Genomic DNA, 24,866 nt, shown 5'->3' on the forward strand with positions numbered 1-24,866 from the left:
GGAACTCCTCCATACTGTCAGCGCAGTGCGAGATCACCAGGCACTACTGTCGAAGCTCCCATGTGACGCCCCACTCCAGTGGGTGATGCCTCCGGCCCCAAGCGAGCCGTTGGTATTGTTCCGCCGCCCGCGCGGCTGTTCTCTCCAATGAGGTGGCAGGGTCTGCGGGAAGCCGAACCTGGACCGGCATGTTGGCCTGAAACAAGAAAACCCCCGGATTAACCGGGGGTTTTCTGTTGGTGACCCCAGCGGGATTCGAACCCGCGTTACCGCCGTGAGAGGGCGGCGTACTAGGCCGCTATACGATGGGGCCGCTGCCGTGGCAACCGTTCAAGTATGCCATGCGGTCTTGCGTTGCGCCAAATCGAGACCGGGACTCGTGTCGGGTTGCCCCGGCGACCCGCGAAGAGTTGACTCGCGTCATGCGAATCACCAAGCACGAGCATGCCGCCCTCACCCTCGAGAAGCAGGGCCGCAAGCTCATCATCGATCCCGGTTCGTTCACGACTCCCCTGCCCGACACGGCGAACGTCGCGGCCCTCGTGATCACCCACGAGCACCCCGACCACTGGACGGCCGATCACATCGACCGCATCCTCGCCGCGAATCCCGGAGTGCCGATCTACGCCCCGCAGGGGGTCAAGAACGCCGCGCCCGGGTACGACATCACCGTCGTGGCGCCGGGCGACACCGTCGAGGTGGAGCCGTTCCGCCTGCGCTTCTTCGGGGGGCGCCATGCCGTCATCCACGAGAGCATCCCGGTGATCGACAACGTGGGCGTCCTGGTCGACGACACGCTCTACTATCCCGGCGACTCATACGCGCTGCCGAAGGGCCACGAGGTGGCGGTGCTCGCCGCTCCCGTCGGTGCACCCTGGTTGAAGATCGGCGACGCGATGGACTTCGTTCTCGCCGTGAAGCCGCGCCAGGTGTTCGGAACGCACGACACGACGCTGTCGGTCGCCGGCAAGGAGATGGGCCGTGCCCGACTGAAGTGGGCCGCCGAGCAGCACGGCGGTGAGCTCGTCGTGCTCGAGCCGGGTGACACTCTCGAAGTCTGAGCACGAACGACGAAGGCGGATGCGGCACCCGCAGGTGACCGCATCCGCCTTCGTCGTGTGATGGCGCCTTACTCGGCGTCGAGGTCCGTCTCGAGCAGCGTGACGAGCTCGTCGAGAGCCTGCTCGGCTCCCTCACCCTCCGCCTTCAGAGTCACGACGCTGCCGTGGGAGGCGCCGAGACCGATGATCGACAGAATGCTGCCCGCGTTCAGGTCGGGGCCGCCCTCGAGCGCGATCGTGACGGGGAGCTTCTTCTCCTGCACCGCCTGCACGAAGAGCTTGGCGGGGCGAGCGTGAAGGCCCGAGCTGCTGGCGATTGTCGCCTGACGTTCTGCCATGAGTGTTTCCTCTCGTCTTACCCTTCTATGCTCTCAGGCCGCGACGGGTGCTGCGGTCGCTTCCGCCTGGGCGAGTTCCTTGCGTCCGACCCACTTCTTCAGCGCGACGACCACGAGGGCGGTCGCGACGGTGCCCGCAACGAGCGAGATCAGGAAGCCCCAGATCGGGTCGATTGCGAAGAACACGAAGATGCCGCCATGCGGGGCGAGCGACGAGACGCCCAGCGCCATGCTGAGCCCGCCGGTGATGGCACCGCCGACGAGGTTGGCCGGAATCACGCGGAGCGGGTCGGCTGCGGCGAACGGGATGGCACCCTCGCTGATGAAGGCGGCGCCCAGCAGCCACGCGGCCTTGCCGTTCTCCTTCTCTACAGGCGTGAACAGGCCGCGCGCGAGGACAGTCGAGGCGAGCGCCATCGCGAGCGGCGGGACCATGCCCGAAGCCATGACGGCGGCCATGATCAGGAACGGCACGGCGTGGATGTCGGCCGTCGACACGCTCGCCAGGCCCGCGGTCGCGAATGCGTAGGCCACCTTGTTGACGGGGCCGCCGAGGTCGAAGCACATCATGAGACCGAGGATGATGCCGACGACGACGATCGCACCGGTACCGGCGAGGTCGGTGAGGCCCACGTTCAGCGCGTCCATGAGCGCCGCGATCGGCCGGCCGAGGAACAGGATCATCAGTCCCGAAGCGATGATCGAACCGATCAGCGGGATGATCACGACCGGCATCAGGCCGCGCAACCAGCGAGGCGGGTTGAGGCGACCGAGCCACCACGCGATGAATCCGGCGAGCAGACCGCCGATGATGCCGCCGATGAAGCCGGCGTTCATGAGCACCGCGACGGCTCCGGCGACGAAACCGGGCGCGATGCCGGGGCGGTCCGCGATCGCGAAGGCGATGTAGCCCGCCAACGCCGACACCAGGAAGCCCATCGATGTCGCACCGATCATGAAGGCAACGGATCCCAGGTACTGACCGATCGGGCCCAGCGGCGACGTGATGTTCTCCGTCGGCAGGTTCCAGAGCGAGTTGTCGATGATCACCTTGCCGGCGTCAGCGGTCACCTGGTAGCCGCCGAGCAGGAAGCCGAGAGCGATCAGCAGACCGCCGCCGGCGACGAACGGGATCATGTAGCTCACACCCGTGAGGAGGATCCGCTGGATCTTCGCGCCCCATCGCACGTTCTGCGCGGGAGCGCTGCTCGACGTCGTTGCAGGCCCGGAGGCGGCGGGGACACGCGCGCCCTGCGGGTCCTTGGCGGCGGCCAGGGCCTCGGTGATGAGAGCGACGGGCTGCTCGATGCCGCGCTTGACACCCGAGCGCACGACCGGCTTGCCGGCGAAGCGCTGCGGCTCACGCACATCCACGTCGACGGCGAAGATGACCGCGTCGGCGTCGTCGATCACGCTCTGCGGGAGGGCCTTGTAACCGCTGGAGCCCTGGGGCTCGACGATGAGGTCGATGCCTTGCTCCTTGCCGGCCGCGGTCAGCGCGTCGGCAGCCATGAAGGTGTGTGCGATGCCGGTGGCGCAGGCGGTGACGGCGACGATACGCGCGGGGCGACCGTCGACCTCCAGCGCGCTGGAGACGGATGCGGCCGGCGCCGCCTGGGGAGCCGCCGGCGCAGCCGCCTGCTCCTCGCCGATCGCCTGGCGCACGATGGACACGACGGCGACGGCATCGGCGGCCTGGCGCAGGTCGCTCGTGAACGACTCCTGCATGAGGCTTCGCGCGAGGCGGGACAGCACGGCGAGGTGCTCCTCGGCGGCATTCGCGGGAGCGGCGATCAGGAAGACGAGATCGGCGGGGCCGTCGGCGGCGCCGAAAGCGACCGCCGGCTTCAGCCGAGCGAAGGCGAGAGACGCCTGCGAGACGGCAGGGCTCTTCGCATGCGGGATAGCGATGCCGCCGGGCAACCCGGTCTCATCCTTCTCCTCGCGCGCCCAGGCGTCGGCGAACAGCGCATCGGCATCCGTGGCCCGACCCGCGGCGACCACGCGCGCGGCAAGGGCCCGGATGACGGCTGCCTTGTCGGCGCCGAGATCCTCGTCGAGGACGACGAGCTCCGGTGTGATGGTGTCGGACACGATGACCTCCAGTGGTCGGGTTCGTCAGCGGATGATCCGCTGTACGGGAATCTCGGCGGTCACAAGATCCGCCGGGGTCGGGGGTTGGGTTCCGGGAAGGGATGCGGCGGCGGCGCCGTACCGCATCCCCATACGCAGGCGTTCGGCAGGCTCCGCGCCGGCCACATCGGCCAGCAGGTATCCGGCGAGGGAGCTGTCGCCCGCACCGACCGTGCTGACTGCGGTGATGCGAGGGGCCGTGCCCACCCACACGCCGTCTTCGGTGACCAGCAGCGCGCCGGCGGCGCCGAGCGTGACCAGGGCTGCGCCCACGCTCGGTCCGACGAGATCCTGCGCGAGAGCGACGATGCCGTCGATGTCCCGCGTGTCCGCGGGCGCACCGGTCAGCTCGGCCAGCTCATGCTCATTGGGCTTGATGAGATCCGGGCGGGCCTCGGCCACGGCCGCCGCGAGCGCGGCGCCGGAGGTGTCGAGGGCGATGCGAGGAGTCGCGTCGCCGTGCGCGGCACGCACAGCGAGGATCGCGCGCACGTAGAAGTCGTCGCCCGCACCCGGCGGAAGGGATCCTGCCAGCACGAGCCAGTCGGCACCTGCCGTGGCGGCGACGATCGTCTCGATCAGCGCGTCCGCATCCGCAGCGTCGAGCGCGGCGCCGGGCAGATTGATCTTCGTCGTCGTGCCGTGCGGGTCCGCCAGAGTGAGGTTCGCGCGGGCATGCCCGTGCACGGGAACGGACCGGACCGGGATGCCGGTATGAGCGAGCGCGGCAGCGTAGGGATCCTGTTCGGCCAGGGGAAGCACGGCGAGTGTCGCCGTACCGGCGGCGGCGACGACGCGTGAGACATTCACGCCCTTACCGCCCGCATCCTCGCGCACGGCGAGGGCGCTCTGCACCTCGCCCACCTCGAGCGGGGCGGCGAGCGAGACGGCCCTGTCGAGCGACGGGTTGGCGGTGACGGTGACGATCATGCGACCACCACCTCGATATCGGCGCGCTCGAGCGCTTCCGCCAGCGCGGCGGGCGGAGCCGCATCCGTCACGAGCACATCGAGAGCCGACAAGGGAGCGAAGGAGACGAGGAGCTCGAGGTCGAACTTCTGCGCATCGCAGAGCACGACGACGCGACGCGCCGCCGCGACCGCCGCGCGCTTGACGGCAGCCTCTTCCGGATCGGGGGTGCTGAGACCGAACGCGGCGGAGAGTCCGTTGGTGCCGAGGAAGGCGACGTCGGGACGCAGCCCCTCGATGGCCGCCACGGTGGTCGCCCCGACGGCAGCGCCCGTGACGCGACGCACGCGACCGCCGACGAGGGTGAGGTCGATGCCGTCCTGCTCCGCCAGAAGAGGTGCGTGGGCGAAGGAGTGGGTGACCACATCCGCGCGGCCGCCGCGTGCGACGAGCGAGGAGGGAAGTTCCTGTGCGAGCGCGCCCACTGTGGAGCCGGCATCCAGCAGGATGGATCCGCTGAAGCGGTCGCCGAGGAGGCTCAGCGCCGCGCGAGCGATCCGACCCTTCGCGTCGCTGCGTTCGTGAATGCGTTCGCTGATCGAGGTCTCGCGAGTGCTGGAGCGGCCTTGAGCGACCGCTCCGCCATGCACGCGCTGCAGGACACCGCGCTGCTCCAAGGCTGCGAGGTCGCGGCGCACGGTCTCTGTCGTGACGTCGAAGCGTTCCGCGAGATCGACGACGACAAGTCGTCCCTCGGCGTCCAAGATTCGCTCGATCGCCGCCTGGCGCTCCGTTGCGTACATGATCCTCCTCGAAGGATCAACACATTACAACACAAAGTCACACAAAGAAACGGTTGCGCCGGGTAAAACCACATGCCGTGCGGTCACACGATCCCCTGCCCCGCTGGGGTGAGCGTCACGATCATCCAGCTGCGCTGTCCGTCCGAGGTGCGTCGGAGGCGGGCCCAGTGCCCGGACGAAGTGACGACAGCGTCGCCTCGCAACAGGCGCCGCGCGTCGATCTGGCCATAGCCGGCACTCGCGATCGCGAACTCGATCGCCTTGCCGTCGGTCGCGTGCATGTCGACACGCACGAACGACGCCACGACCGCGACGAGGAAGATCGGGAACCCACCGAACGCGAGAATCAGCACTGCGGGCACCACGCCCAAACCCGCGAACGGGATCGTCACCGCGAGGATCGCCGCAACGATCAACGCACCCCCGCCCACGATCGCGCAGACGACCGTCACGATCATCCATGTCCGCATCGCCCGCGCTCTGGGCGCGTCGATGACCACTTCACTCGGCTGCATGCCCTCCCCCTCGTTCCGCTCCATCCTGAGTCATCGCCTCCTGACGGCCCCGCCTCTTGACGGGTGAGCGCCTGCACGCAAAACGGTGGCCCGATCCGCGCTGCGGATCGGGCCACCGTTGTGACGAGTCTCAGGCCTCGCTCATGGCCTGGACGGCCGCCTGACCCTTCGCCGCGTAGTAGGCGGCGCGCGCCGCATCCTTACGAGCCTGCTCGGCGTAGCCGTGCTCGAGCACGTCCTGCGGGACCTCGACGCTCTCGACGTGGTTCACGCCGTGGTACTTCTCGATGTAGGCGTCGAGCTCGGGACCCGACGTCCACGAGGTGATGAGGCAGTAGCGCGGGTCGGTGCCGTTGTGCGTGGCTGCGTGCCAGAGGCGCTGCGTGTCGATGATCAGCTGGGCGCCGGCGGGAAGCGCGATGCGCACCTCGCCGCGGGGGTCCGTGCGGTTCTCGCGCAGGACGAAGTAGCTGTCCTTGTCATCCGTCAGGTTGAAGAACCCACGCACGACCCAACCGGTGCCGTCCGGGTTCAGACGGTTGTTGTCGTCCTGGTGAAGGTTGTAAAGGCAGTCGCCGTAGGGCGTGGGCTGCAGCTCGATGACACGGCAACGACCGACATTCGCACCGGGCTCCTGCGCGCGGCGCACGAGGTTCGGGGCCTTCGCGACCTGCGAGTCGATCCACACGCCGTCCTTGTCGGTGCGCGGCGGCTTGTGGTTCCAGAACCCGTTGCACTCGATCTCGCCGAAGGCGCTGGCAAGAGGGGCGAACCGGGTGTCGCCGGAGGACTTCCAGTCGTTGTACTCGATGTCGAGCCACTCTTTGGGATCGAGCTCCTGGTTGTAGCTGTCGAGGACGACGTAGCCGGTCTCCTCGAGAGCGGCGGACTTGATGTAACCCATGACGAATCATGCCTTTCGGTGGGGGGTCAGCGCGTTTTTACTGGCCCAGGTAAGGTCAGCCTACTCGGGCTCCCCGGCAATGCCCGGGAGGCCCGTTGCCCCGGCCTAGAGTGGTCTGGTCGCCCCGCGCGACCCGCTCCGCCCGCAACGAGATCGAGGATCATGGCCACCGCCACCAACGTCGATGCGACCGCCGTCAACACGATCGCCTGGCTGAGCGATCCCGACCTCGCCATCGTCGTGCCCGTGTACCAACGGCAGTACCGCTGGGACATCGGCGGGTGCGAGCAGCTGCTGGCCGACGTGCGCCAGGTCGCCGATCTCCCGGAGGGCCACACGCATTTCCTGGCGTCCATCCTGTCGTCACGCGGCGGAGACTCCGATGCGGCCGAGCTCGTACTGATCGACGGCCAGCAGCGCATCACGACGCTGATGCTTCTGGTCGCCGCCCTCGAGCACACCGTGCGAGACAGCGACCCGGTGCTCGCGGCACGCCTGCACGAGGTGCTCGTGCGCGGCGACGAGACCCACCGCACGAAGCTGCGCCCGCACCGGGCCTGGGCGGACGTCTTCGAGAGCGTGGTGCTCGATCGACGAGCTGCCGACGCCGCGGATCGCACATCGCGCTTCGACGACAACTACGCGTTCTTCCGCAGCCAGATCCGCCCCGAAGAGGCACCCCGCATCTGGCGAGGGCTTCAGCGCCTCGAGCACGTGGCCATCGCGCTCGGCGCGGATGCGAATGCGCAGCAGATCTTCGAGAGCCTGAACTCGACGGGCGAACCCCTGCGGGATCACGAGCTCATCCACAACTACATCCTCATGGGCCTCACGCACGCGCAGCAGACCGAGATCGAGGAGCGGTTCTGGCTGCCGATCGAGCAGAACACGGGCGAGGCGATCGCGGACTTCTGGCGCCACTATCTGGTGATGCGCACCGGGCGTGAACTCACGGGCGGCGCGACGCGCGCTGTCTACGACGCGTTCCGCGGCGAGTTCCCCGTGCTCGAGGCCGAGACGCTGGAGAGGGATGCGGCCGAGTGGAAGGCCTACTCGGAGATCTACCGCGTGCTCCTCGAACCCGCGCACGCTCCCGACGAGGACGTCGCCGCGCAGCTGCGCTTCCTCGGGACGTTCGGGCGCGGCACCTTCCCGCTGGTCATGGCCGCCTACCGTGACCACGAGCAGGGCGTCATCGACCGCGACGCGCTGATCGAGACGCTGGAGGATTTGCAGGCGCTCTTGCTGCGCCGGCTGGTCGCCGGACTCACCAACGACCGGCTGGTCGCCCGCCTGTGTCGCGCGCGCGCTGAAGGGCGCGAGGCGCTGCGTCACGCGTTCGGGCGCATCACTCCCTCCGACGAGCGGATGCGGATCGCCCTGAAGTTCACTCCGCTCCCGCATCCGGCCTACGTGCTGGCGCGCCTCACCGGGCGCGACTCCGCGGCGGATCTCGACGTCGAGCACATCGTTCCGCTCACGCCCGGCGACGGCTGGAGCGGCGACGGCGTGCGCACCTGGAGCGAGTACTCGGAGGACGAGCAGAACAGCCACCGTGCGCTGGCGGCCACGCTGGGCAATCTCGCCCTGCTCGAAGAACCGCTCGCCGAGCGTGCGCTCGACCGCTCGTTCCCGGACAAGCGCGACCTGTACCGCCGCAGCGCGATCGAGCTGACCGCATCCGTCGCCGACATCGAGGCATGGAACACGGCCGCGATCTCCCGGCGCACCGTCGAGCTCATCGAGCGATTCCTCGCGGTGTGGCGCCGCAGAGCCGATGTGCTCATCGACGACGACGACCTGACCCCCATCCTCGATGCGAAGAAGCGTCGCGGCTTCCCGCCGGGCTGGCAGCACGAGTGGTCGTACGTGGAGTACCGCGGCGAGCATTGGGAGATCTACGACATCGCGTCCCTGTTCAACCGCATCTTCAAACGCCTCTGGGCCGATGCCCGCGAGGACCTCCTGTCGTTCAGCGCGCGACGCGGCGGCCCCGTGTATGAGACGCGCGCGTGGAACGGGCAGTGGGACGAGCTCGGAGACGGCGCCTTCCTCTACATGGGCTGGGACTCGCGTTACATGCTCGCTGCTGTGCAGGGCGTGCTCGAGGAGGCGGGGATCGCCGCGGAGGTCTTCGTGAAGTACTCCTACATCGGCAACGCGATGCGCGACTGAGCCGCAGGGCTCAGGCGTCTCGCTGCGGGTCGCGCGCCCGCATCCAGGCGCGGTTGTCGGGTCGCTTGGGAGCCGCGACGGGCCGCACCGCGACGACAGCGGCGATCGCGGCGACCAGAGCAAGGCCGCACGCGGGGAGTTGCAGGGCGACCTCGGGCCAATCCGCAGGGATGTCGGTGGTAGCCCACACGCCCACGATGATGGCACCCAGAGCAGTCGCCGGAGTGAGCCACCAGAAGACGTCGCGGGCGAGTCCGGATGACATCTGGCGGGTTCCCCGTACGCGCCAGACGATGACCGCGGCGAGGCCCAGGACCACCGCGACAGAGGCCGTCGAGAGCACGATGATCGTGGGAAGCGCCCATGCGAACTGCTCCGCGTCACGCGCGGCGGGATCAGGACCCGCCCACGTTCCGGCGGGGAACTCCATGAGTACCCCCAGATCCGAGTAGAGGCTGTCCGTCGGATAGCCGTACTCACCGCGGGTGACCTCGAAGGAGTGCACACGCCCGTTCGCCGACGCATCGTCCGACTCCGTGATCGTTCCGGCCTTCTCCCCCGAGCTGGGTGACGGTTCGAGTTCGCTCTCGAGCGCGCCGAACGCATACGACGAGTCCTTCCAGTCGCGCGCATCCTCGGATGTCTCAGGGTCCTCCCGCAACCAGCCGGCCGAGACGGCCTGCCGCGCCACGTCGTCGTCGACGCGCACCGAGACAGTGACCGGGTCGGGCTCGGACGGGTACGTCCATCCGCTCTCCCACCCGTCGATCAGCGCCGCCCACCGGATGCGGTCGACCGACTCCCCCTCTCGCCCCGATGCCCGCGAGGCCTCCCCCGCGACGGCCGGTGAGGTGTACGCGTAGCGCACTTCGACGTGGGCCCGGCCGCTGCGTACCTCGGTCATCGCTGTCGTGATGGTGCCGGCGTCGTCGCGGATCGACAGGTGGAACGGGACGGCCTCGCCGTCGACGCGCACCTCGTCGACCTCCAGCCCGAGCGACTGTCCCTCGATCGCTGCGAGCACCGGGGTCGCGAACTGCGGCACGCGGCGGGACTCGTCGTCGAAGTCCACCACGGCTGTCTGCACCACGTCGAGACGTGGCTCGTCGCCCTCCGCGCTGAGGTGGGCGTCGACGTCCACGCTGGCGACCTGCGTATAGAGCGTGCCCGGGTCGTCGAAGTCCCAGCGGTCGTGCGTCGTGAGCCGCAGGTAAGGATTGGGTATGACGGCGACGAACACAACCGCGGCCGCCGCGATCAGGACAGCGGCGGCACGCACGAGCAGACGGGGCCACGACAGGAAGTCCGTCGTGCGCCATGCGCGTAGCTCTGCGTCGCCACCGAGCTCACGCTCGACGAGCGCCGAGACGCGGCGACCGGCCTCCCGCGGATCCGCCACGACAACGGCATAGGGCAGTAGCGCGTCGTCGATCGTGGTGCGCTCCAGGATCGACGTGCGACGGGCGTAGACGCCGATGCCCGCCAGGTGCTGCCGCGCGAGAGCACCCTTCCGAGTCAGCGGGCGGGCAGAGACGGCGACCCACAGCACGATGGCCGACACCGCGAGCGAGACGAACACGAACAGGCCGGGCCACCAGATCGCGGCGAGCGTCTCCTGGTGCGAGAGCTGGCGGATGATGGCGAGCTGCACAACCGTCAGCGCGAGCGGCGCTGCGATGAACCAGTCACGGACGAAGCCGCTCGGGATGCGTCGGAATCCCTCCGCGATCTGACGCGATCTGGTTCGGTCGAGCACGTATCCCGCCCGTGCCCGGAATCCATCGCCGACCCGGCCGCTCCGCCGCGCAGCGCGCCCCGCCGCGATCAGGGCCGTACGCCTGGCGGAGCGCCGTGTACCGCGCACCGCGGCGACGGCGAGCGCGAGCTCACGGTTGCGGGGGCGTTGGACGATCTGCACGGCCTGCGCGACGGAGACACGCTTCGGCGGGTCAGACTGCGCGACATACCAGGGGCGGCCGCGGGCGTCGCTCCACGCCACGGCCCGCGCGGCGATCGCGAACGGCAGCGTGAGCAGCAGGATCGCCAGCGGCAGGAGCGGGCCGAAGGTCTGCAGCAGGAACAGGCCGGTCGGCGGCGGCATGGCGAAGGTGCCCTCGGGAAACAGCATCCGGAACCACGCGGTCGCGTGCGGGGGCACGTTCTGGTCGACGGTGAACGCGTACACCTTCTGGCCCGACGGGGAGTCGTCCTCGGGCTCCAGCCAGTCCATCCCGCTCACCAGAGTCCAGGCGACGCCACCGGAGGGTTGACGAACGAGCAGTGCATCGAGCTCGTCCGGCACGGTGACGCTCACGTCGAGCGCCGCGAATCCCTGCGGCCAGTCCGGCCCGAACACGCTCCACTCCAGCAGATCGACGGGGTCACCCGTGACGTCATCGGTGGATATGTAGGCGAGGTCCTGGATGCGGTAGCGCAGCACGAACTCGTGATCGCCGCTGAGCCGTTCGCCCGTGTCGAGCACGAACGTCAGCCGATCACCCCTCTCCCGCAGACGGGGCTCGACAGTGACGCCGTCGATCGACGCCGCCACGTCGCGTGGTGCGAGATCGTGTCCTTGGTACTGGGTCGACAGCACGCGCCGGATGCCCGACTCGTCCACATCGTCGGGGAAGAAGGCCGTGATGGTTTCCACGACCTCCGCCTGCAGCCGCCCGTCATCGTCCCGCGTGAGCGTGTAGTCGACGTCGAAGTCCCGCGCGATCCACGTGTCGGTGGCGTTTTCGGCGGAATCGGTGATCTCTTCCAGCCCGAGCGGCGGGTTGATGATCGGCCCGACCAACAGGAACGCAGCGATCGCCGTCACGGCGATCCAGAACCCGCCGATCGTCATGCGAAGGGGCCGGCCGCCATGCGAGCGCAGCCAGGCCTCCCACCGCATCAGCCGTCGCGACAGGAAGGCCCACAAAGGTGTGGGACGAGGACGGTCGTCGGCGAATCGCTCCTCGTCGTCCGCGCGCGGGGCCAGCTCCCCCGTGTCCCCCGCGTCGCTCATCCGACCCAGCGTAGGGGGTCGCGCAGGGCGCCCTAGGACTCTTGTGGACCGCGAGCCAGCCGCATTCCTATGTCGTCACCGCCCGCATCCGGGAGCGCACCGCGGCGCGTGGATGCCCGGGCGCTGAACGCGTCACTCGCGAAGCTGCCGCCGCGGAACACGCGACGGTCGTCGTCTCCCGAAGGGTCGAGGAGGTCCCAGCACCACTCCCACACGTTGCCGAGCGTGTCGAAGAGCCCGTTCAGGTTGGGCATCTTGCCGCCCACCGGCTGCGCGCGAGCCACCCCGTCCGCTGCCGTCCACGCGACCTCCGTCAGCGGACCGTAGTGCGCGGCAGCGGACCCGGCGCGGCAGGCGTACTCCCACTCCGCCTCGGTCGGAAGCCGGTAGCCGTCGGCGTCCCGGTGCCAGGTGACCTCCGCGCCGTCGAAGCCGTAGGCGGGATCCAGCCCCTCCCACTCGGATGCGGCATTGCACAGGCGCACCGCGCGCAGCCAGCTCAGGTCGGTGGCCGGCACTCGCGGGTGGCGCACCTCGATGCCGAGCAACTCCGCGAGGACCTCCTCCGTCACGGGGTAAACCCCGATCTCGAAGGCATCGACCTCGACGGTGCGTCGCGATCGTCCGCGCGCGTCGCCCAGCGTCACCGTTCCGCCATCGAGCGCCCGCATCTCGATGTCGACCATCCCGCCACCCTACGTCGCCCCTGCCTCGACGCCTCCTCCGCGAAACAGCATTTCGAGCACGAGATCACGGGTAATGACAGTGATCTCGTGCGGGAGATGCAGTCTCGGGGTGAGGACGGGAGGGCTAGACGATGCCGCCGACCATCGCGTCGCGGCGGAGCTGCTCGTGGGTCGCGTGAAACTTGCCGTCCGACGTCCACCACGCCTCGTGGCCCGCGGCATCCGGATGCTGCTCGACGACAGCGGGCCAGTGCTCCTTGATGTTCTTGAGGTAGTAGCGGATCTCTCCACCCACCGTGCGCTTCTCGACCTTGTCGGAGGCTTCGAGCTGTTCCTGCGTTGGCTCACTCATGGGCTGAGCATAGGTGCGGGCACTCGGCGAGCGCGAGCATTGCGCCACAACAACCAAGCGCACACGAGTCCCTGTGCCATCACGATCGCGCTGATGGTGGACGCGATGACGCCCGCGGACTGATCCGCAGCCGTCAAGAGGTCGAATCCGGCGTGCCAGATCAGCACCGGCACGATGCTCCAGCGTGCCCCCTGCGACATCCATGACAGGAGGAATGAGCCCGTCACGAGTGCGAGGATCCAGCCGACGATCCCGGCGCCCATCGCGGTGTAGGTGGGATTGAAGAAGAACGCCGGAGCGTGCCAGCCGATCCATACCGCGGCGACGACCAGCGTCGCCCAGAACACCGGCATCCTGCGTGTCAGCGCGGGCAGGAGCCAGCCGCGCCACCCCGATTCCTCCCCCAACCCGAACGTGACGACCCACACGAGCGCCACGAGGGGCCAGGCCAGACCGGGCAGCTTGTCGGTCGCGCCGAACCCGGCCAGATCCGGCCAGGAGCCGGAGACCACCGCGGCAACCCCGTATCCGATGAGGAAATACGCCACGGGCATGCCGACAGCAGCGATCCACCACCGCGCGGGGAACCGCACCGAGAACGCCCGCCGTGCCCATCTCCGCAGCTCCGCACGCCCGCCTTCCCAGAAGGATGCGGCCAGCGCGCCGCAGGCGGGCCCGAGCGACCCGAGGAAGAACGTCCACGGCACCTGACCCAGCCCTCCGGACTGCGCCTCGACGACGAGCGGCGCCCACACGATCCACGTCACGCCGAACGTGACGCACAGGAACACCGCAACACCGCCGCGGCGTGCGGCTGCCTCCGGGATGCGGCCCGAGCCGGTCATGTCGTCAGTGCACACCCGCGCGCGTCCGCGCGCTACTTCGCCGCGCCGGGGATATTCGCCAACCACCCGCGAAGCGACGCCGCCACCTCCGCCGGGGCATCGGAGGGCAGGAAGTGTCCGGCCCCCTCGATCACCTCGACGTGCGCGTGCGGGGCGATGGTGCGCCACCGGGCGAGCTCGGGCTCCCGGAACGCGATGTCGCGGTCACCCCACATGATCAGAACGGGTATCGCGGACAGGACCGAGAGACCGGCCTCCAGTTCCACCAGGTGGGGCGTCGCCGCCACGATCTCCCGTGGGAGAACCGCGCTGAATCCCCGCCGCCGTGCGGTGCCCAGAGCGCGGCGGTAGTGCGCCATCTCGGCTCGCGTCACCCGACGACGTCGGTGACCGATGGGGATCATCAGGTTCACGAAGAGATTGCCATGACGGGTGAAGAACGCCCCCACTCGGCCGCCCATCGCGCCGGCGAACCGCGCGAAGTGGGGGTCGTCGGCGACAGGCCACGCCCACGTGTTGCACAGCGCCACCCCCCGGAACCTCTCCGGAGTCCGCTCCAGCAGTCGCAGGCCGATCGGACCTCCCCAGTCCTGCGCGACGAGCACGACGTCCTCCAGGCCGAGAGCATCGACGAAGCGCTCGATGACGTCGGCATGCGCGACGAAGGTGCCGTCGAAGTCGTCCGCCGCATCCGACAGGCCGAAGCCGGGCAGATCCGGCGCGACGCATCTCACGGATGCCGGCAGCGCGCGGATGACGTCGCGGTACACGAACGACCAGGTCGGGTTTCCATGCAGGAACAGCAGTGTGGGCCCGCTCTGTCCCGGTGCGGCCGTGTCGACGTAGTGGATGCGGTGGCCGCCGACGTTCGCGATCGCACTCGAGAACGGGTACTCATCTCGGTCCACCCACGACGGCCGGACCGCCTGTTCCTTCGTGTCCATGAACATCTCCCCTCAGATGGTGGATAATTTAAACCGTCAGCGTGCACGAGAGCAAGGAGCAGTTGTGAGCGGCTATCACCAGTTCTGCGGGCTCGCGGTGGCCCTCGACGTGATCGGGGACCGCTGGAACCTCCTCATCGTGCGAGAACTGCTGATCGAACCGCGAAGGTTCCGGCAGCTACGAGCGTCGCTGCCCGGCGTCGCCAGCAACCTGCTGACCGCCAGGCTCCGGACTATGGAGGAGGCGGGAATCGTCAGCCGGACGGACGAGGCGGGAAAGAAGGCGGTCGTCTATTCGCTGACCCCTCGCGGAGCGCAGCTGCGCGAGCCTGTCTTCGCCCTCATCCGCTGGGGCGCCGGCTTCATGACGGACGGCCCGAGGGACGGCGATACCGTGCGCGGAGAGTGGGTCGGGCTGGCCGCCGAAGCGCTCCTGCCCCCCGGCCCGCAGATCCGGGCGTCCGCGACGGTCGACGAGAACTCGAGCCTCGTGCGCGTCGAGTTCGGAGCCGAGAGCGCCGAGGAACGCGCCGTCCTCGACGGCCCGCCGGCAGCCGTGCTCGGCGCCCTCGCCGGAGCACTTCCGATCGCCGCCCTCGTACAGCGCGGGGGCAGCATCGACGACCCGGACGACCTCCTCGGGCGGGCTCGAAGCGGCATTCTCTCCTGACGATCCCCCGCTGTACACACGGCGCACGCGGATGTGCGCACACCGGGGACGGCGGTTATCCTCCCTGAGTGGCTCCGCACGCCACGGAATCCGTCGAAAGCGAGCACCACGTGAGTCTTCTCCGCACGAAGTCGGTCGAGCAGTCCATCGCCGACACCGAGGAACCGGAGTTCCGCCTCAAGAAATCGCTCAGCGCGCTCGATCTGACCGTCTTCGGCGTGGGCGTCGTGATCGGCGCGGGAATCTTCACGCTCACGGGACGTGCCGCGCACGAGGTCGCCGGGCCCTCGATCGTGATCAGCTTCGTGATCGCCGCGATCGCGTGTGCCCTCGCGGCCATGTGCTACGCCGAGTTCGCTTCGACCGTGCCGGTGTCGGGGTCGGCGTACACGTTCTCGTACGCGTCGCTCGGCGAGTTCTTCGCCTGGATCATCGGATGGGACCTCATCCTCGAGATGTTCCTCGGTGCGAGTGTGGTCGCGCAGGGATGGAGCGCCTACCTCGGCGCCTTCCTCGAACAGCTCGGCATCGTGCTTCCGGAGCAGCTCTCCCACGGCGGCGTGGTGGATGTGCCGGCCATCCTGCTCGTCCTGGTCCTCGGTACCTTGATGACGATCGGCATCAAGGAGTCGCTGCGCGTCAACCTCGTGCTCGTCGCGGTCAAGCTCTTCATCGTGCTGTTCGTCATCGTTGCCGGGCTCATGTTCGTGAACCCGGCCAACTACGCGCCGTTCGTCCCCGCGGCCGAGGGCACCGCATCCGCCTCTGGCCTCACGCAGCCGCTCCTGCAGTTCCTGTCCGGCATCGAGCCGGCCACATTCGGCGTCGGCGGCATCCTCGCGGGTGCGGCCCTCGTGTTCTTCGCCTACATCGGGTTCGATGTCGTCGCGACCACCGCGGAGGAAACGCGGCGGCCGCAGCGCGACATGCCGATCGGCATCATCGCCTCCCTCATCATCTGCACGATCCTGTACTGCGCCGTGGCGCTCGTGGTCACAGGCATGGTCTCGTATCGCGACCTCGACCCCGACGCGGCTCTCGCCAACGCGTTCACCTACCACGGACAGTCATGGATGGCGACGGTGATCTCCGCGGGCGCGGTGGCCGGTCTCACCACGGTCGTGCTGACGCTGCTGATCGGTGCGACGCGCATCATCTTCGCCATGTCGCGCGACGGCCTTCTCCCGCAGAAGCTCGCGCGCGTGCACCCGCGCTGGCGCACCCCGTGGGTCATCTCGATCGTCGTCACGATCGTCGTCGCCGTCGTCGCCGGCGTCACGCCCGTCGGTGTCCTCGAGCAGATGGTGAACATCGGCACACTGTCGGCGTTCGTGCTGGTGTCGGTGGGAGTCGTCGTCCTGCGTCGCACGCGTCCCGACCTGAAGCGCGGCTTCCGCGTGCCGTGGAATCCCGTGCTCCCCATCCTGTCGGCGCTGATCTGCACCTACCTGATGCTGAACCTCTCGGTCGAGACATGGTTGCGCTTCCTCGTCTGGCTCGCCCTCGGCGTCGCGATCTACTTCGCCTACTCCCGCCGGCACTCGCGCGTCGGCACGGGCGATTTCCTGAACCCCGCGACGCCGCGGGTCGTGGCACCGCCCAAGGAATGAGTACGCCGCCGCGTCACAGCGAGGGGTAGGCGGGGAACACGCACGGCGCCGCCTCGGTGAGGCTCGGTGCATCCGCATCCGAGACGTGCACGTCGGAGCCGTCCGAGTCCAGTGCAGCTCCCCCGAACACGACGCCGGATGCGGCGATGTCCGCGTCGGAGGCCTGAACCGCACCTGCGTCCACATCGACGTTCTCTAGTCGCACGCGCAGCGGATGCGCGGCATCCACCCCCTTCAGCACCGAGGTCGCGCCGTGGGGCGAATTCGTGGCGCGCAGACCCGACACCACGATGTCCTGGAACCGCGGAACGTTCGGACCGTTCGAGCCGCCGTAGAACGGATCGATGTCGATCGGCGCTTTGACGGCATCGACGCAGATCCGGCGATACGTCACCTGCCGCACGATGCCGCCGACCTTGGGCGAGCTCTTGATCCGGATGCCGATCGATGACGCGCTGGCGTTGCCGAGCGCGTCGGTGCCACTGACGGTGTCGTCGGCGACGAGCACGTCGCTTACCCCCGCTGTCGTCTCGCTTCCGATCGAGATGCCGTGCGTTCCGAACAGGTGGTTACCGAGGATCGAGATGTGTGCTGACGGTTGCGAGCCGGCCTTGATGGCGATGCCGTCATCGCCGTCCATGATCCACGAGTCGGCGATCGTGACGTCCGTTGCTCCCGCCGGGTCGATCCCGTCGGTGTTGCGCGCGGTGGCGGGCGTCTGAATGCGTACTCCCCAGACGGTGAGTCCGTCGGCGTTCTGGAACGAGACGTGGATGCCGGGCGAATCGACGAGGTCGATGTCGTGCACGCTGACATCATCGGCTTTCGTCGCCTGCACGAGCCGCGGGACGTTCTGGATGCCGTGCCCTTTCGCCGCCTGAGCGAGGTCCCACCAGCTCTGCGACGCGCCCAGCGTCGTCGCACCGCCGCGTCCGTCGATGCGCCCCTGTCGTCCTGCCGCATCCGGTGTCGACGCCAGACCGCTGTGCGCGCCGGCGAGCGTCAACAGCGGCGCGCACCCGCCACCGCTCCTGCCCACCGTGCCGCAGCTCTCCCGACCCGCGATCTGGTAGTCGGCGGGGTTGCGCGAGGCGAAGAGCGTCACGGTGGAGTCGAGCAGGAGCACCTCGCCCTGCCGAAGCGTGAGAGGTGCCGTGAGGAAGTCCGTCAGCGCTCCGGATGCCGCCAGTCGCACCGCCACGACCGCATCGCCGGTCTGAGCGCAACCGTCCAACGCCTGCTGGATCCGTGCCGTGTCGGGCGGGGCGGCCTCGTCGGCGTCGTCGGCGGTGCCGTCGGTCAGGGCGAGCTGGGCGGCGACGGTCGCGCACGTCTCAGCGGGGGCCGTGGGCTCTGAGACGGAGCGGCGGTCTCCTGACGCGAGGGTCGCCGCGTCATGCGACGCGATGCCCCGGAGAGCGGCGCAGCCGCTGAGAACCACCAGGAGAAGCAGCGCGACCGAGACCACAGATCGAACCCGCACCGCCGGATGCTCGCAGCGCGATCTATGCGCGCGCCGTAGATCGCCGATGCGGCGGCTGGGCTTCAGCTGTCGTGGAAGTCCTCATGCAGCCGGGCTTCGGTCAGCCGGTCGCCGGGTTGCGGGGTGCGGAAGTCGCTCGGCGTGCTCGGCTCGGCCGCATCCGTCGCCGCGTCGTCGTCAGCAGGGCCAGCGATCACGTCGGCATCGTGATCGAGATCGATGTCGCGGGGGTCGTCGGAGGGGTGGGGTTCGTGGGCGGGCATGAACGGCTCACTCATGGACACGGCACGATTCTGCCGTTCCGTCGACGGGAGGGGAAGAGCCAAGATCTCCCGTCGATCAGCGCAGATCGTCGCCGATCCACTCGGGCGTCAGTGCGAACGACGACGGATGCTGGGGATCGAGCACCAGCACATCGAACGCGCCGCCGATGAGCCGCAGGATCTCGCGCCCGGAGCGCGGGACCACGGTGATCTCCTTGCCCGCGTAGATCGCGTCGACTCGTTCCGAGTCGGTGAAGGCCAGGAGGATCCGCTCGCCGCGACCGTTGACGATGCTGGCAGGAGGGGAGTCGTCAACGTTCGGATCCAGGACGACGAACAGCTCGGCATCCGCGATCTCCCGGACGACCGCGGCGTAGGTCCCGTCGTCTTGCGCCGCCGTGTAGGCGTCGGCGGCAGCCTGTACGCGGGGAGCGATGACGACGGCAGCTGGCGAATCACGCTCCGCCGGAATCCACTGCCTGAAGAAGCGCAGGTTCGACAGCGACGTCCACGGTCCCGGCGAGTCCAGCACGATCCCGGCGACACCGTTTTGCGCAAAGGATGCCAGCCAGTCGAGCACCTGCGGCAGCGGAACGGCGAGAAGGGCAGCCTCCATGCCTCCCAACTCCGCCGCACGCTCGGCGGTGCTGTAGACCCCGATGAGCGTGCCGACGCCGTCGAATTGGAATCCGCCGGGCATCGGCTCTTCGGGTGTCCCACGGTTGACGATGAACCACTCGGGTAGCTTCGCCGCCGCCTCCCAGACGGCCATCTCGGCTTCGGTGTTCCCCGCCGCCGCACGGAAGGCCTTCTTGCGACGGTCCAACTCGCGGACCAGGGCATCACGTGTGTTCTCGCTCACCCTGCCATCTTGACCGCCGGCCCGCATCGACTCGCGCGTCTTGCCACAGGGCTCAGCATTCCGGTAAGCGGCCGGAGCGAGATAGCTTCGACTCGTGCGCATCGTCGTGTCCGGCACTCACGCCAGTGGCAAGAGCACCCTCATCTCCGACTTCGCCGGGCGGCATCCGCAGTTCGTCGTTCTGACGGATCCGTTCGAGTCGATGGATGAAGCGGACGACACCCCGCGCGCGAGCATGTTCGCCGCGCAGCTTCGGATCGCGGCGGAACGGCTCACCGAGGACGGCCCCGCCGATGTCATCGCCGAGCGCGGCCCACTGGACTTCCTCGCGTACCTTCTCGCTCTCGCGGACCTCACCGGACGCCCATTGGACGAGGACGTTCTTCGGCTGGCCACCGATCGCACCGCTGAGGCGCTGCGTACGGTCGATCTCCTGGCCGTCCTGCCCCTCACATCGGCGGACGCGATCGACGTGCCGACCGACGAGCATCTCGCGCTGCGCGAGGCGATGAACGACGTCCTGCTCGAGCTCGTCGACGACTCCGACATCGTGGGCCGGACACGGGTGGTGGAGCTGACCGGGTCGCCGGCCCAGCGTCTTCATGCACTGGAAACGCTGGTGGCTCCCGAGGACTGATCTGGCGCCCGCCCCGCCACCGCGGCGGCAATGAGGTCGCGGTCGGCACCGCTTGCCAGCAACGCCGCCAGCAGGATGCGGGCCTGGCCCGGGCGCAGGGTCGGCGAGTGCAGGGCTCCCGCTTCGGCAAGGTCGGCACCTCCTCCGCCTCCGCCGTACGACGGGACCAGGAGCCCCCGGGGTACCCGGCTCGAAACGACGACCGGGATGCCGCCGGCCACCGCGTCGCGCACGGCGTGGACGACCGTGGGGGTCGTGTTCCCCGACCCGAGCGCTTCGAGGACGATGCCGTCCGCTCCGGCCGCGAGGCTGGCCCTCACGTGCAGGTCGTCGGCGCCGGGCGGCAGCGCGACGACGTCGACGCGGAGCTGTGACACATCGCCGGTGAGGTGAGGTACGGCCGCCGCATCCTCTCGCGCGTGCCCGAAGGCGTCCGCACGGTCCGTCGTCAGCTTCGACAGACCCCAGGTCGAGAGGATGCGGCCGCCGAACGCGACCCAGACGCCGGGCTCCGCGGCACGGGCCGCGGCAAGGGCGACGCGGATGTTGTCGGGGCCGTCCGAGGCAGGGTGGTCGGACGTGAACTGGGCACCCGTGAAGACGACAGGCACACGCGGTGAACCCACCTGGATTGCAGCGAGCAGCGACGTCTCCTCGAGCGAGTCCGTGCCGTGCAGCACGAGCACGCCACGCACGCCCTCGTCGTCGGTGGCACGCGCGACCGCATCGACGATGTGCTGCATGTCGGCGAGCGTGAAGGTCGCCGAGTCGGCCGCCAACGCGTCGACGACACGTACGTCGTCGCCCTCGGCGAGGCCGTGGAGCAGAGCGCTCCCGCCGAGGACGGGAGCGCTCGATCCGTCGGGCGACCGGCGGCTGGCGATGGTGCCGCCGGTCGCGATGACGACGAGGTGACCTTCGCTCACGAGCCGCCCTCGTCCGTGCGCTGCAGTGCGGCGATCGTGCCGGTCTGCTCGGCGGCCAGCATCCGAATGCGGTCGCGCAGCAGGAACCAGCCGCCGATGAGGGCGGGCACGATCACGATGAGCGAACCGACCGTGAAGGTGCCGATCGGGAAGTCGAGTGCCATGAGGACGATGACGGCGGCGAGGAAGACGAGGGTCACCCAGCCGGTGTAGGGGGCTCCCGGCATCCGGAACGACGGGCGCTCCATCACGCCGGATCGCGCCAGTCGCTGCAGTTTGATCTGGCAGAGGATGATGACTGCCCAGGCGCTGATGATGCCGAGGGCCGAGACGTTCAGGGCGATCTCGAACGCCTGCGAGGGAACGAGCGCGTTGAGCACGACGCCGAGGGCGGTGACGACCGCGGTGACCGCGATGCCCATGTAGGGCACGCCCGCCCGGTTCATGCGCATGAGGGGCGCCGGCGCGGATCCCGTGACCGCCATCGAGTGGAGGATGCGGCCCGTGGAGTACAGGCCGGCGTTGAGGGAGGAGACCACCGCCGTCAGCACGACGAGGTTCATGATGACATCCGCGCCCTGCACGCCGATCGATCCGAAGAAGGTGACGAAGGGGCTCTCGCCGGCCTTGTAGCTCGAGAACGGCAGAAGGAGGGCGAACAGCAGCACCGAGCCGACATAGAAGACGGCGAGGCGGAACACGACGGCACGGATCGCCTTCGGCATGATCTTGCGCGCGTTCTCGGTCTCGCCCGCGGCCGTGCCGACGAGCTCGATCGAGGCGTAGGCGAACACGACGCCCTGCACCACGATGAGGGCGGGGAGGATGCCGTTGGGGAATACTCCCCCGTTGTCGACGATGAGGTGGAAGCCGGGGGTGGTCCCGGCGACGGGTGTGCCGGTGACGACGAAGAAGATGCCGACGACCAGGAAGGTGACGAGGGCGGCGACCTTGATGATCGCGAACCAGAACTCGAGCTCGCCGAAGACCTTCACGGAGAGCAGATTCATCGCGAGCACCAGCACGAGGGCGACGAGTGCGAACACCCACTGCGGGATGCCGACGAGCGCGGGCACGTACTGCTTGAAGAAGTTCATGTACAGCGCGACGGCGGTGACATCGGCGACCGAGGTCATCGCCCAGTTGAGCCAGTACATCCACCCCGCAGCGAACGCCATCTTCTCGCCGTAGAACTCGCGGGCGTACGACACGAACGAGCCGGTGGAGGGGCGGTGCACGATCAATTCACCGAGTGCGCGCATCACGAGGAAGGCGAACACGGCGCAAACCGCGTAGACGAGCACGAGCGCCGGTCCCGCCGTCGCGAGTCGGCCGCCGGCACCCATGAACAGGCCCGTTCCGATCGCGCCGCCGATGGCGATCATCTGGATCTGGCGCGGACGCAGACCCTTGTGGAAGCCCGCGCCTTCGGCCTGGGCGATCGAGGCCGTGCGCAGCAGCGCGGCCTCCGTCTGTGAGGTGCTCGACTCCGTTGTCATGGGTTCTCGCTTTCTGGTCTCGTCGGCTCCGTCGCCGCGAGGAGGAGGATGTGCTATCTGCCTGACAGGTCGGGGACAACTGAACACCCGTTCGCGCACATTCGTCAAGTCCGGGCCGTGAAAATGTCGAATCTGTCTGATAGGTTGGCGCCGTTCGTCCACCTCAAGGAAGAGAGCGACATGACGACGACGCGCACCGAGCACGATCTCCTCGGACCTGCCGAGATCCCCCACGACGCGTACTGGGGTGTCCACACAGCCCGCGCCCGCGACAACTTCCCGGTGACCGGCGTGCCGATCGGCACCTACCCGTTCCTGCTCCGCGGACTGGCATTCGTGAAGGAAGCCGCAGCACTTGCCAACCGCGACCTCGGCCTGCTCGACCCGATGCGCGCCGACGCCATCGCGGCGGCCTGCCGCGAAATCCGAGCCGGCGCGCTCGCAGACCAGTTCGTCGTCGACGTCATCCAGGGCGGAGCGGGCACGTCGACCAACATGAACGCGAACGAGGTCATCGCCAACCGCGCCCTCGAGATCCTCGGGCACGCCAAGGGCGAGTACACGCACCTGCATCCGAATGACCACGTCAACCTCAGCCAGTCCACCAACGACGCGTACCCGACGGCGATCGACGTCGCCCTCGTCGAGGGCGTCGACGGATTGGATGCGGCGATGGGCGTGCTGCACGATGCGTTCGCAGCGAAGGCCGCCGAGTTCGCCGGCTTCGTCAAGATCGGACGGACGCAGTTGCAGGATGCGGTGCCGATGACCCTCGGCCAGGAGTTCGGAGCGTTCGCGGTGATGCTCGACGAGGACCGGAGGCGGCTGCGCGAGTCCGCACGACTCTTGCTCGAGGTGAACCTCGGCGCGACGGCGATCGGCACCGGCTTGAACGCGCCGGCCGGCTACGGCCCACTGGCCGTCCGGCACCTCGCCGAGCTCACAGGTCGCCCTTTCGTTCCCGCCGCCGACCTCGTCGAGGCCACGCAGGACCCGGGCGCGTTCGTCCACCTGTCGGGGATGCTCAAGCGCATCGCGGTGAAGCTCTCCAAGACGTGCAACGACCTTCGGCTCCTGTCGTCGGGGCCGCGCGCGGGCCTCGGCGAGATCACGCTTCCTGCGCTGCAGGCGGGATCGAGCATCATGCCGGGCAAGGTGAACCCCGTCATCCCCGAGATGGTCACGCAGGTCGCGTACACGGTGATCGCGGACGACCTCGCGGTCACCCTCGCCGCCGAGGCCGGGCAGCTGCAGTTGAACGCGTTCGAACCGGTCATCGTGCGCGCGCTGTCGCAGAGCATCGCGCACCTGACCGCGGCGTGCCGGCTGCTCGCCGATCGGTGCGTGAGCGGCATCCAGGCTCGTCCGGAGGTGATGGCCGCCCGCGTGACGGATTCGATCGGACTCGCGACCGCGCTCAACCCGCTGATCGGCTACCGCGCCGCGACCGAGGTCGCCGGTGAGGCGCTGCGCTCGGGGCGCTCGGTGCCCGAGGTCGTGCTCGAGCGTGGACTGCTGGATGCCGACACCCTGGTGGCGGCACTCAGTCCAGAGAAGCTGGTTCCGACAGCGGGCTGACGACGCGTTCGACCGCGCCGAGGTGCGCGCGCATGGCCTCGCGCGCCTCGATGGCCGAGCCGATGCCGATCGCCTCGGCGATCGCCCGGTGCTCCCGCGAGGAGGGATCGCGACGATCCGCGATGAGGTTGACGACGCCGGATTGATGGCTGAGGGCGTCTCGGATGTCGCCGACAGCGCGGGCGAACACCGCGTTGCCGGATGCCTCGGCCACGAGCACGTGGAAGCGCGAGTCGAGCTCGACCCACTCCTCCGGGTCGGTCGTGGCGTCCATGCGGTCGCACAGCGCCACGAGCTCCGCGCGCTGTTCGTCAGTGCGTCGCTCGGCGGCGAGGCCCGCGGCGGGCACCTCGATGTGCGGTCGCGCTTCGCTCAGGTCGCGCGGCGAGAAGTCGCCGTAGCCGAGGGAGAGGGCGGGTCGGTCCGACACCACGTACGTGCCGCTTCCGGTCCGGGTGCGGGTGAGGCCGAGGGTCTGGAGGGAGCGGATGGCCTCGCGCACACTCGGACGGCTTACACCGTAACGCTCGGCGAGGGCGGCTTCGGAGGGAAGCCTCTCCCCCACCGCGAGGCGCCCGGTGACGATGTCCTCGCGCAGCCCGTCGAACACCCCGTCCGCCGCGCGGGCGCCGACAGCGGGCGAGCTCATCGCGCTCCCCC

General features: G+C 69.0%; 23 protein-coding genes and 1 tRNA gene. 6 read left to right on the top strand and 18 right to left on the bottom strand.

Annotated features, from left to right (window positions below):
- Positions 1 to 237: 237 nt before the first annotated feature.
- Positions 238 to 313: transfer RNA gene (locus PQV94_RS08925), tRNA-Glu, on the bottom strand.
- Positions 314 to 422: 109 nt separating this feature from the next.
- On the opposite strand from PQV94_RS08925, the gene PQV94_RS08930 reads away from it, so the two are divergent.
- Positions 423 to 1,061, top strand: coding sequence for an MBL fold metallo-hydrolase (locus PQV94_RS08930; protein ID WP_274285520.1), 639 nt, complete (start codon positions 423 to 425; stop codon positions 1,059 to 1,061).
- A 68-nt stretch (positions 1,062 to 1,129) separates the two neighbouring features.
- Here the strand turns inward: PQV94_RS08930 and PQV94_RS08935 are convergent, their stop codons facing one another.
- The 6 genes from PQV94_RS08935 to PQV94_RS08960 form a co-directional block, all read right to left on the bottom strand.
- A complete protein-coding gene (locus PQV94_RS08935) occupies positions 1,130 to 1,399 on the bottom strand; it encodes an HPr family phosphocarrier protein (RefSeq protein WP_274285521.1) in 270 nt (89 codons plus the stop codon).
- Positions 1,400 to 1,432: 33 nt separating this feature from the next.
- Positions 1,433 to 3,493: a PTS fructose transporter subunit IIABC gene (locus PQV94_RS08940; RefSeq protein WP_274285522.1), complete on the bottom strand. Its 2,061-nt coding sequence runs from the start codon at positions 3,491 to 3,493 to the stop codon at positions 1,433 to 1,435.
- 24 nt (positions 3,494 to 3,517) lie between these two features.
- The gene (locus tag PQV94_RS08945; RefSeq protein WP_274285523.1) at positions 3,518 to 4,462 is read right to left on the bottom strand and encodes a 1-phosphofructokinase family hexose kinase; all 945 of its coding nucleotides are present in this window, start codon (positions 4,460 to 4,462) and stop codon (positions 3,518 to 3,520) included.
- Entirely contained in the window at positions 4,459 to 5,244 is a 786-nt protein-coding gene (locus tag PQV94_RS08950) for a DeoR/GlpR family DNA-binding transcription regulator (RefSeq protein ID WP_274285524.1), read from the bottom strand. The genes PQV94_RS08945 and PQV94_RS08950 overlap by 4 nt, the downstream gene beginning before the upstream one ends.
- Before the next feature lie 83 nt (positions 5,245 to 5,327).
- Positions 5,328 to 5,759 carry a hypothetical protein gene (locus PQV94_RS08955; protein WP_274285525.1) on the bottom strand — a complete coding sequence of 144 codons (432 nt, stop codon included), beginning with the start codon at positions 5,757 to 5,759 and terminating at the stop codon, positions 5,328 to 5,330.
- A gap of 130 nt (positions 5,760 to 5,889) precedes the next feature.
- Positions 5,890 to 6,663 (bottom strand): hypothetical protein, encoded by a 774-nt coding sequence (locus PQV94_RS08960; RefSeq protein ID WP_137417202.1) that lies wholly within the window; start codon positions 6,661 to 6,663, stop codon positions 5,890 to 5,892.
- A 162-nt stretch (positions 6,664 to 6,825) separates the two neighbouring features.
- Here PQV94_RS08960 and PQV94_RS08965 point away from each other — a divergent pair, with 162 nt between their 5' ends.
- Entirely contained in the window at positions 6,826 to 8,838 is a 2,013-nt protein-coding gene (locus tag PQV94_RS08965) for a DUF262 domain-containing protein (protein WP_274285526.1), read from the top strand.
- A gap of 10 nt (positions 8,839 to 8,848) precedes the next feature.
- Here the strand turns inward: PQV94_RS08965 and PQV94_RS08970 are convergent, their stop codons facing one another.
- The 5 genes from PQV94_RS08970 to PQV94_RS08990 all read right to left on the bottom strand — a co-directional run bounded on the left by PQV94_RS08970 (position 8,849) and on the right by PQV94_RS08990 (position 14,678).
- Positions 8,849 to 11,851 carry a DUF2207 domain-containing protein gene (locus tag PQV94_RS08970; RefSeq protein ID WP_274285527.1) on the bottom strand — a complete coding sequence of 1,001 codons (3,003 nt, stop codon included), beginning with the start codon at positions 11,849 to 11,851 and terminating at the stop codon, positions 8,849 to 8,851.
- Positions 11,852 to 11,883: 32 nt separating this feature from the next.
- Positions 11,884 to 12,537 (bottom strand): formylglycine-generating enzyme family protein, encoded by a 654-nt coding sequence (locus tag PQV94_RS08975; protein ID WP_274285528.1) that lies wholly within the window; start codon positions 12,535 to 12,537, stop codon positions 11,884 to 11,886.
- A 124-nt stretch (positions 12,538 to 12,661) separates the two neighbouring features.
- Positions 12,662 to 12,889, bottom strand: a complete 228-nt coding sequence (locus PQV94_RS08980) for a hypothetical protein (protein ID WP_274285529.1) — start codon at positions 12,887 to 12,889, stop codon at positions 12,662 to 12,664.
- Positions 12,886 to 13,734: a CPBP family intramembrane glutamic endopeptidase gene (locus PQV94_RS08985; protein WP_274285530.1), complete on the bottom strand. Its 849-nt coding sequence runs from the start codon at positions 13,732 to 13,734 to the stop codon at positions 12,886 to 12,888. The genes PQV94_RS08980 and PQV94_RS08985 overlap by 4 nt, the downstream gene beginning before the upstream one ends.
- Positions 13,735 to 13,766: 32 nt before the next feature.
- On the bottom strand, positions 13,767 to 14,678 hold the full coding sequence (locus tag PQV94_RS08990; RefSeq protein ID WP_274285531.1) for an alpha/beta fold hydrolase: 912 nt from the start codon (positions 14,676 to 14,678) through the stop codon (positions 13,767 to 13,769).
- Positions 14,679 to 14,742: 64 nt separating this feature from the next.
- Between PQV94_RS08990 and PQV94_RS08995 the strand changes: the two genes are divergently transcribed.
- A complete protein-coding gene (locus PQV94_RS08995; protein WP_274285532.1) occupies positions 14,743 to 15,348 on the top strand; it encodes a winged helix-turn-helix transcriptional regulator in 606 nt (201 codons plus the stop codon).
- Between the two features lie 110 nt (positions 15,349 to 15,458).
- Positions 15,459 to 16,958 (top strand): amino acid permease, encoded by a 1,500-nt coding sequence (locus tag PQV94_RS09000; RefSeq protein WP_274288254.1) that lies wholly within the window; start codon positions 15,459 to 15,461, stop codon positions 16,956 to 16,958.
- Positions 16,959 to 16,971: 13 nt separating this feature from the next.
- On the opposite strand, the gene PQV94_RS09005 is transcribed toward PQV94_RS09000, so the two are convergent.
- The 3 genes from PQV94_RS09005 to PQV94_RS09015 all read right to left on the bottom strand — a co-directional run bounded on the left by PQV94_RS09005 (position 16,972) and on the right by PQV94_RS09015 (position 19,566).
- Complete coding sequence (locus tag PQV94_RS09005; RefSeq protein ID WP_274285533.1) at positions 16,972 to 18,441, bottom strand: glycoside hydrolase family 28 protein; 1,470 nt, start codon at positions 18,439 to 18,441, stop codon at positions 16,972 to 16,974.
- 62 nt (positions 18,442 to 18,503) lie between these two features.
- Complete coding sequence (locus PQV94_RS09010; protein ID WP_274285534.1) at positions 18,504 to 18,725, bottom strand: hypothetical protein; 222 nt, start codon at positions 18,723 to 18,725, stop codon at positions 18,504 to 18,506.
- A gap of 55 nt (positions 18,726 to 18,780) precedes the next feature.
- Positions 18,781 to 19,566, bottom strand: a complete 786-nt coding sequence (locus tag PQV94_RS09015) for an SseB family protein (RefSeq protein ID WP_274285535.1) — start codon at positions 19,564 to 19,566, stop codon at positions 18,781 to 18,783.
- A 94-nt stretch (positions 19,567 to 19,660) separates the two neighbouring features.
- On the opposite strand from PQV94_RS09015, the gene PQV94_RS09020 reads away from it, so the two are divergent.
- A complete protein-coding gene (locus PQV94_RS09020) occupies positions 19,661 to 20,203 on the top strand; it encodes an AAA family ATPase (RefSeq protein ID WP_274285536.1) in 543 nt (180 codons plus the stop codon).
- Here the strand turns inward: PQV94_RS09020 and PQV94_RS09025 are convergent.
- Entirely contained in the window at positions 20,167 to 21,129 is a 963-nt protein-coding gene (locus tag PQV94_RS09025) for an asparaginase domain-containing protein (RefSeq protein ID WP_274285537.1), read from the bottom strand. The genes PQV94_RS09020 and PQV94_RS09025 overlap by 37 nt on opposite strands.
- Positions 21,126 to 22,628: an amino acid permease gene (locus PQV94_RS09030; protein ID WP_274285538.1), complete on the bottom strand. Its 1,503-nt coding sequence runs from the start codon at positions 22,626 to 22,628 to the stop codon at positions 21,126 to 21,128. The genes PQV94_RS09025 and PQV94_RS09030 overlap by 4 nt, the downstream gene beginning before the upstream one ends.
- Positions 22,629 to 22,808: 180 nt before the next feature.
- Between PQV94_RS09030 and PQV94_RS09035 the strand changes: the two genes are divergently transcribed.
- Positions 22,809 to 24,206, top strand: coding sequence for an aspartate ammonia-lyase (locus PQV94_RS09035; protein ID WP_274285539.1), 1,398 nt, complete (start codon positions 22,809 to 22,811; stop codon positions 24,204 to 24,206).
- On the opposite strand, the gene PQV94_RS09040 is transcribed toward PQV94_RS09035, so the two are convergent.
- Positions 24,172 to 24,855, bottom strand: coding sequence for a FadR/GntR family transcriptional regulator (locus PQV94_RS09040; RefSeq protein WP_274285540.1), 684 nt, complete (start codon positions 24,853 to 24,855; stop codon positions 24,172 to 24,174). The two genes, PQV94_RS09035 and PQV94_RS09040, sit on opposite strands and share 35 nt — an antisense overlap.
- Between the last annotated feature and the right edge of the window lie 11 nt (positions 24,856 to 24,866).

The organism is Microbacterium sp. Clip185, assembly GCF_028743715.1.
Taxonomy (GTDB): Bacteria; Actinomycetota; Actinomycetes; order Actinomycetales; family Microbacteriaceae; genus Microbacterium.

What these genes read in the sequence shown, in the direction of transcription:
- PQV94_RS08930 (WP_274285520.1), top strand. Translation starts at nt 423, where the DNA reads ATGCGAATCACCAAGCACGAGCATGCCGCCCTCACCCTCGAGAAGCAG.
- PQV94_RS08935 (WP_274285521.1), bottom strand. Translation starts at nt 1,399, where the DNA reads ATGGCAGAACGTCAGGCGACAATCGCCAGCAGCTCGGGCCTTCACGCT.
- PQV94_RS08945 (WP_274285523.1), bottom strand. Translation starts at nt 4,462, where the DNA reads ATGATCGTCACCGTCACCGCCAACCCGTCGCTCGACAGGGCCGTCTCG.
- PQV94_RS08950 (WP_274285524.1), bottom strand. Translation starts at nt 5,244, where the DNA reads ATGTACGCAACGGAGCGCCAGGCGGCGATCGAGCGAATCTTGGACGCC.
- PQV94_RS08955 (WP_274285525.1), bottom strand. Translation starts at nt 5,759, where the DNA reads ATGCAGCCGAGTGAAGTGGTCATCGACGCGCCCAGAGCGCGGGCGATG.
- PQV94_RS08960 (WP_137417202.1), bottom strand. Translation starts at nt 6,663, where the DNA reads ATGGGTTACATCAAGTCCGCCGCTCTCGAGGAGACCGGCTACGTCGTC.
- PQV94_RS08965 (WP_274285526.1), top strand. Translation starts at nt 6,826, where the DNA reads ATGGCCACCGCCACCAACGTCGATGCGACCGCCGTCAACACGATCGCC.
- PQV94_RS08970 (WP_274285527.1), bottom strand. Translation starts at nt 11,851, where the DNA reads ATGAGCGACGCGGGGGACACGGGGGAGCTGGCCCCGCGCGCGGACGAC.
- PQV94_RS08975 (WP_274285528.1), bottom strand. Translation starts at nt 12,537, where the DNA reads ATGGTCGACATCGAGATGCGGGCGCTCGATGGCGGAACGGTGACGCTG.
- PQV94_RS08980 (WP_274285529.1), bottom strand. Translation starts at nt 12,889, where the DNA reads ATGAGTGAGCCAACGCAGGAACAGCTCGAAGCCTCCGACAAGGTCGAG.
- PQV94_RS08985 (WP_274285530.1), bottom strand. Translation starts at nt 13,734, where the DNA reads ATGACCGGCTCGGGCCGCATCCCGGAGGCAGCCGCACGCCGCGGCGGT.
- PQV94_RS08990 (WP_274285531.1), bottom strand. Translation starts at nt 14,678, where the DNA reads ATGGACACGAAGGAACAGGCGGTCCGGCCGTCGTGGGTGGACCGAGAT.
- PQV94_RS09030 (WP_274285538.1), bottom strand. Translation starts at nt 22,628, where the DNA reads ATGACAACGGAGTCGAGCACCTCACAGACGGAGGCCGCGCTGCTGCGC.
- PQV94_RS09035 (WP_274285539.1), top strand. Translation starts at nt 22,809, where the DNA reads ATGACGACGACGCGCACCGAGCACGATCTCCTCGGACCTGCCGAGATC.
- PQV94_RS09040 (WP_274285540.1), bottom strand. Translation starts at nt 24,855, where the DNA reads ATGAGCTCGCCCGCTGTCGGCGCCCGCGCGGCGGACGGGGTGTTCGAC.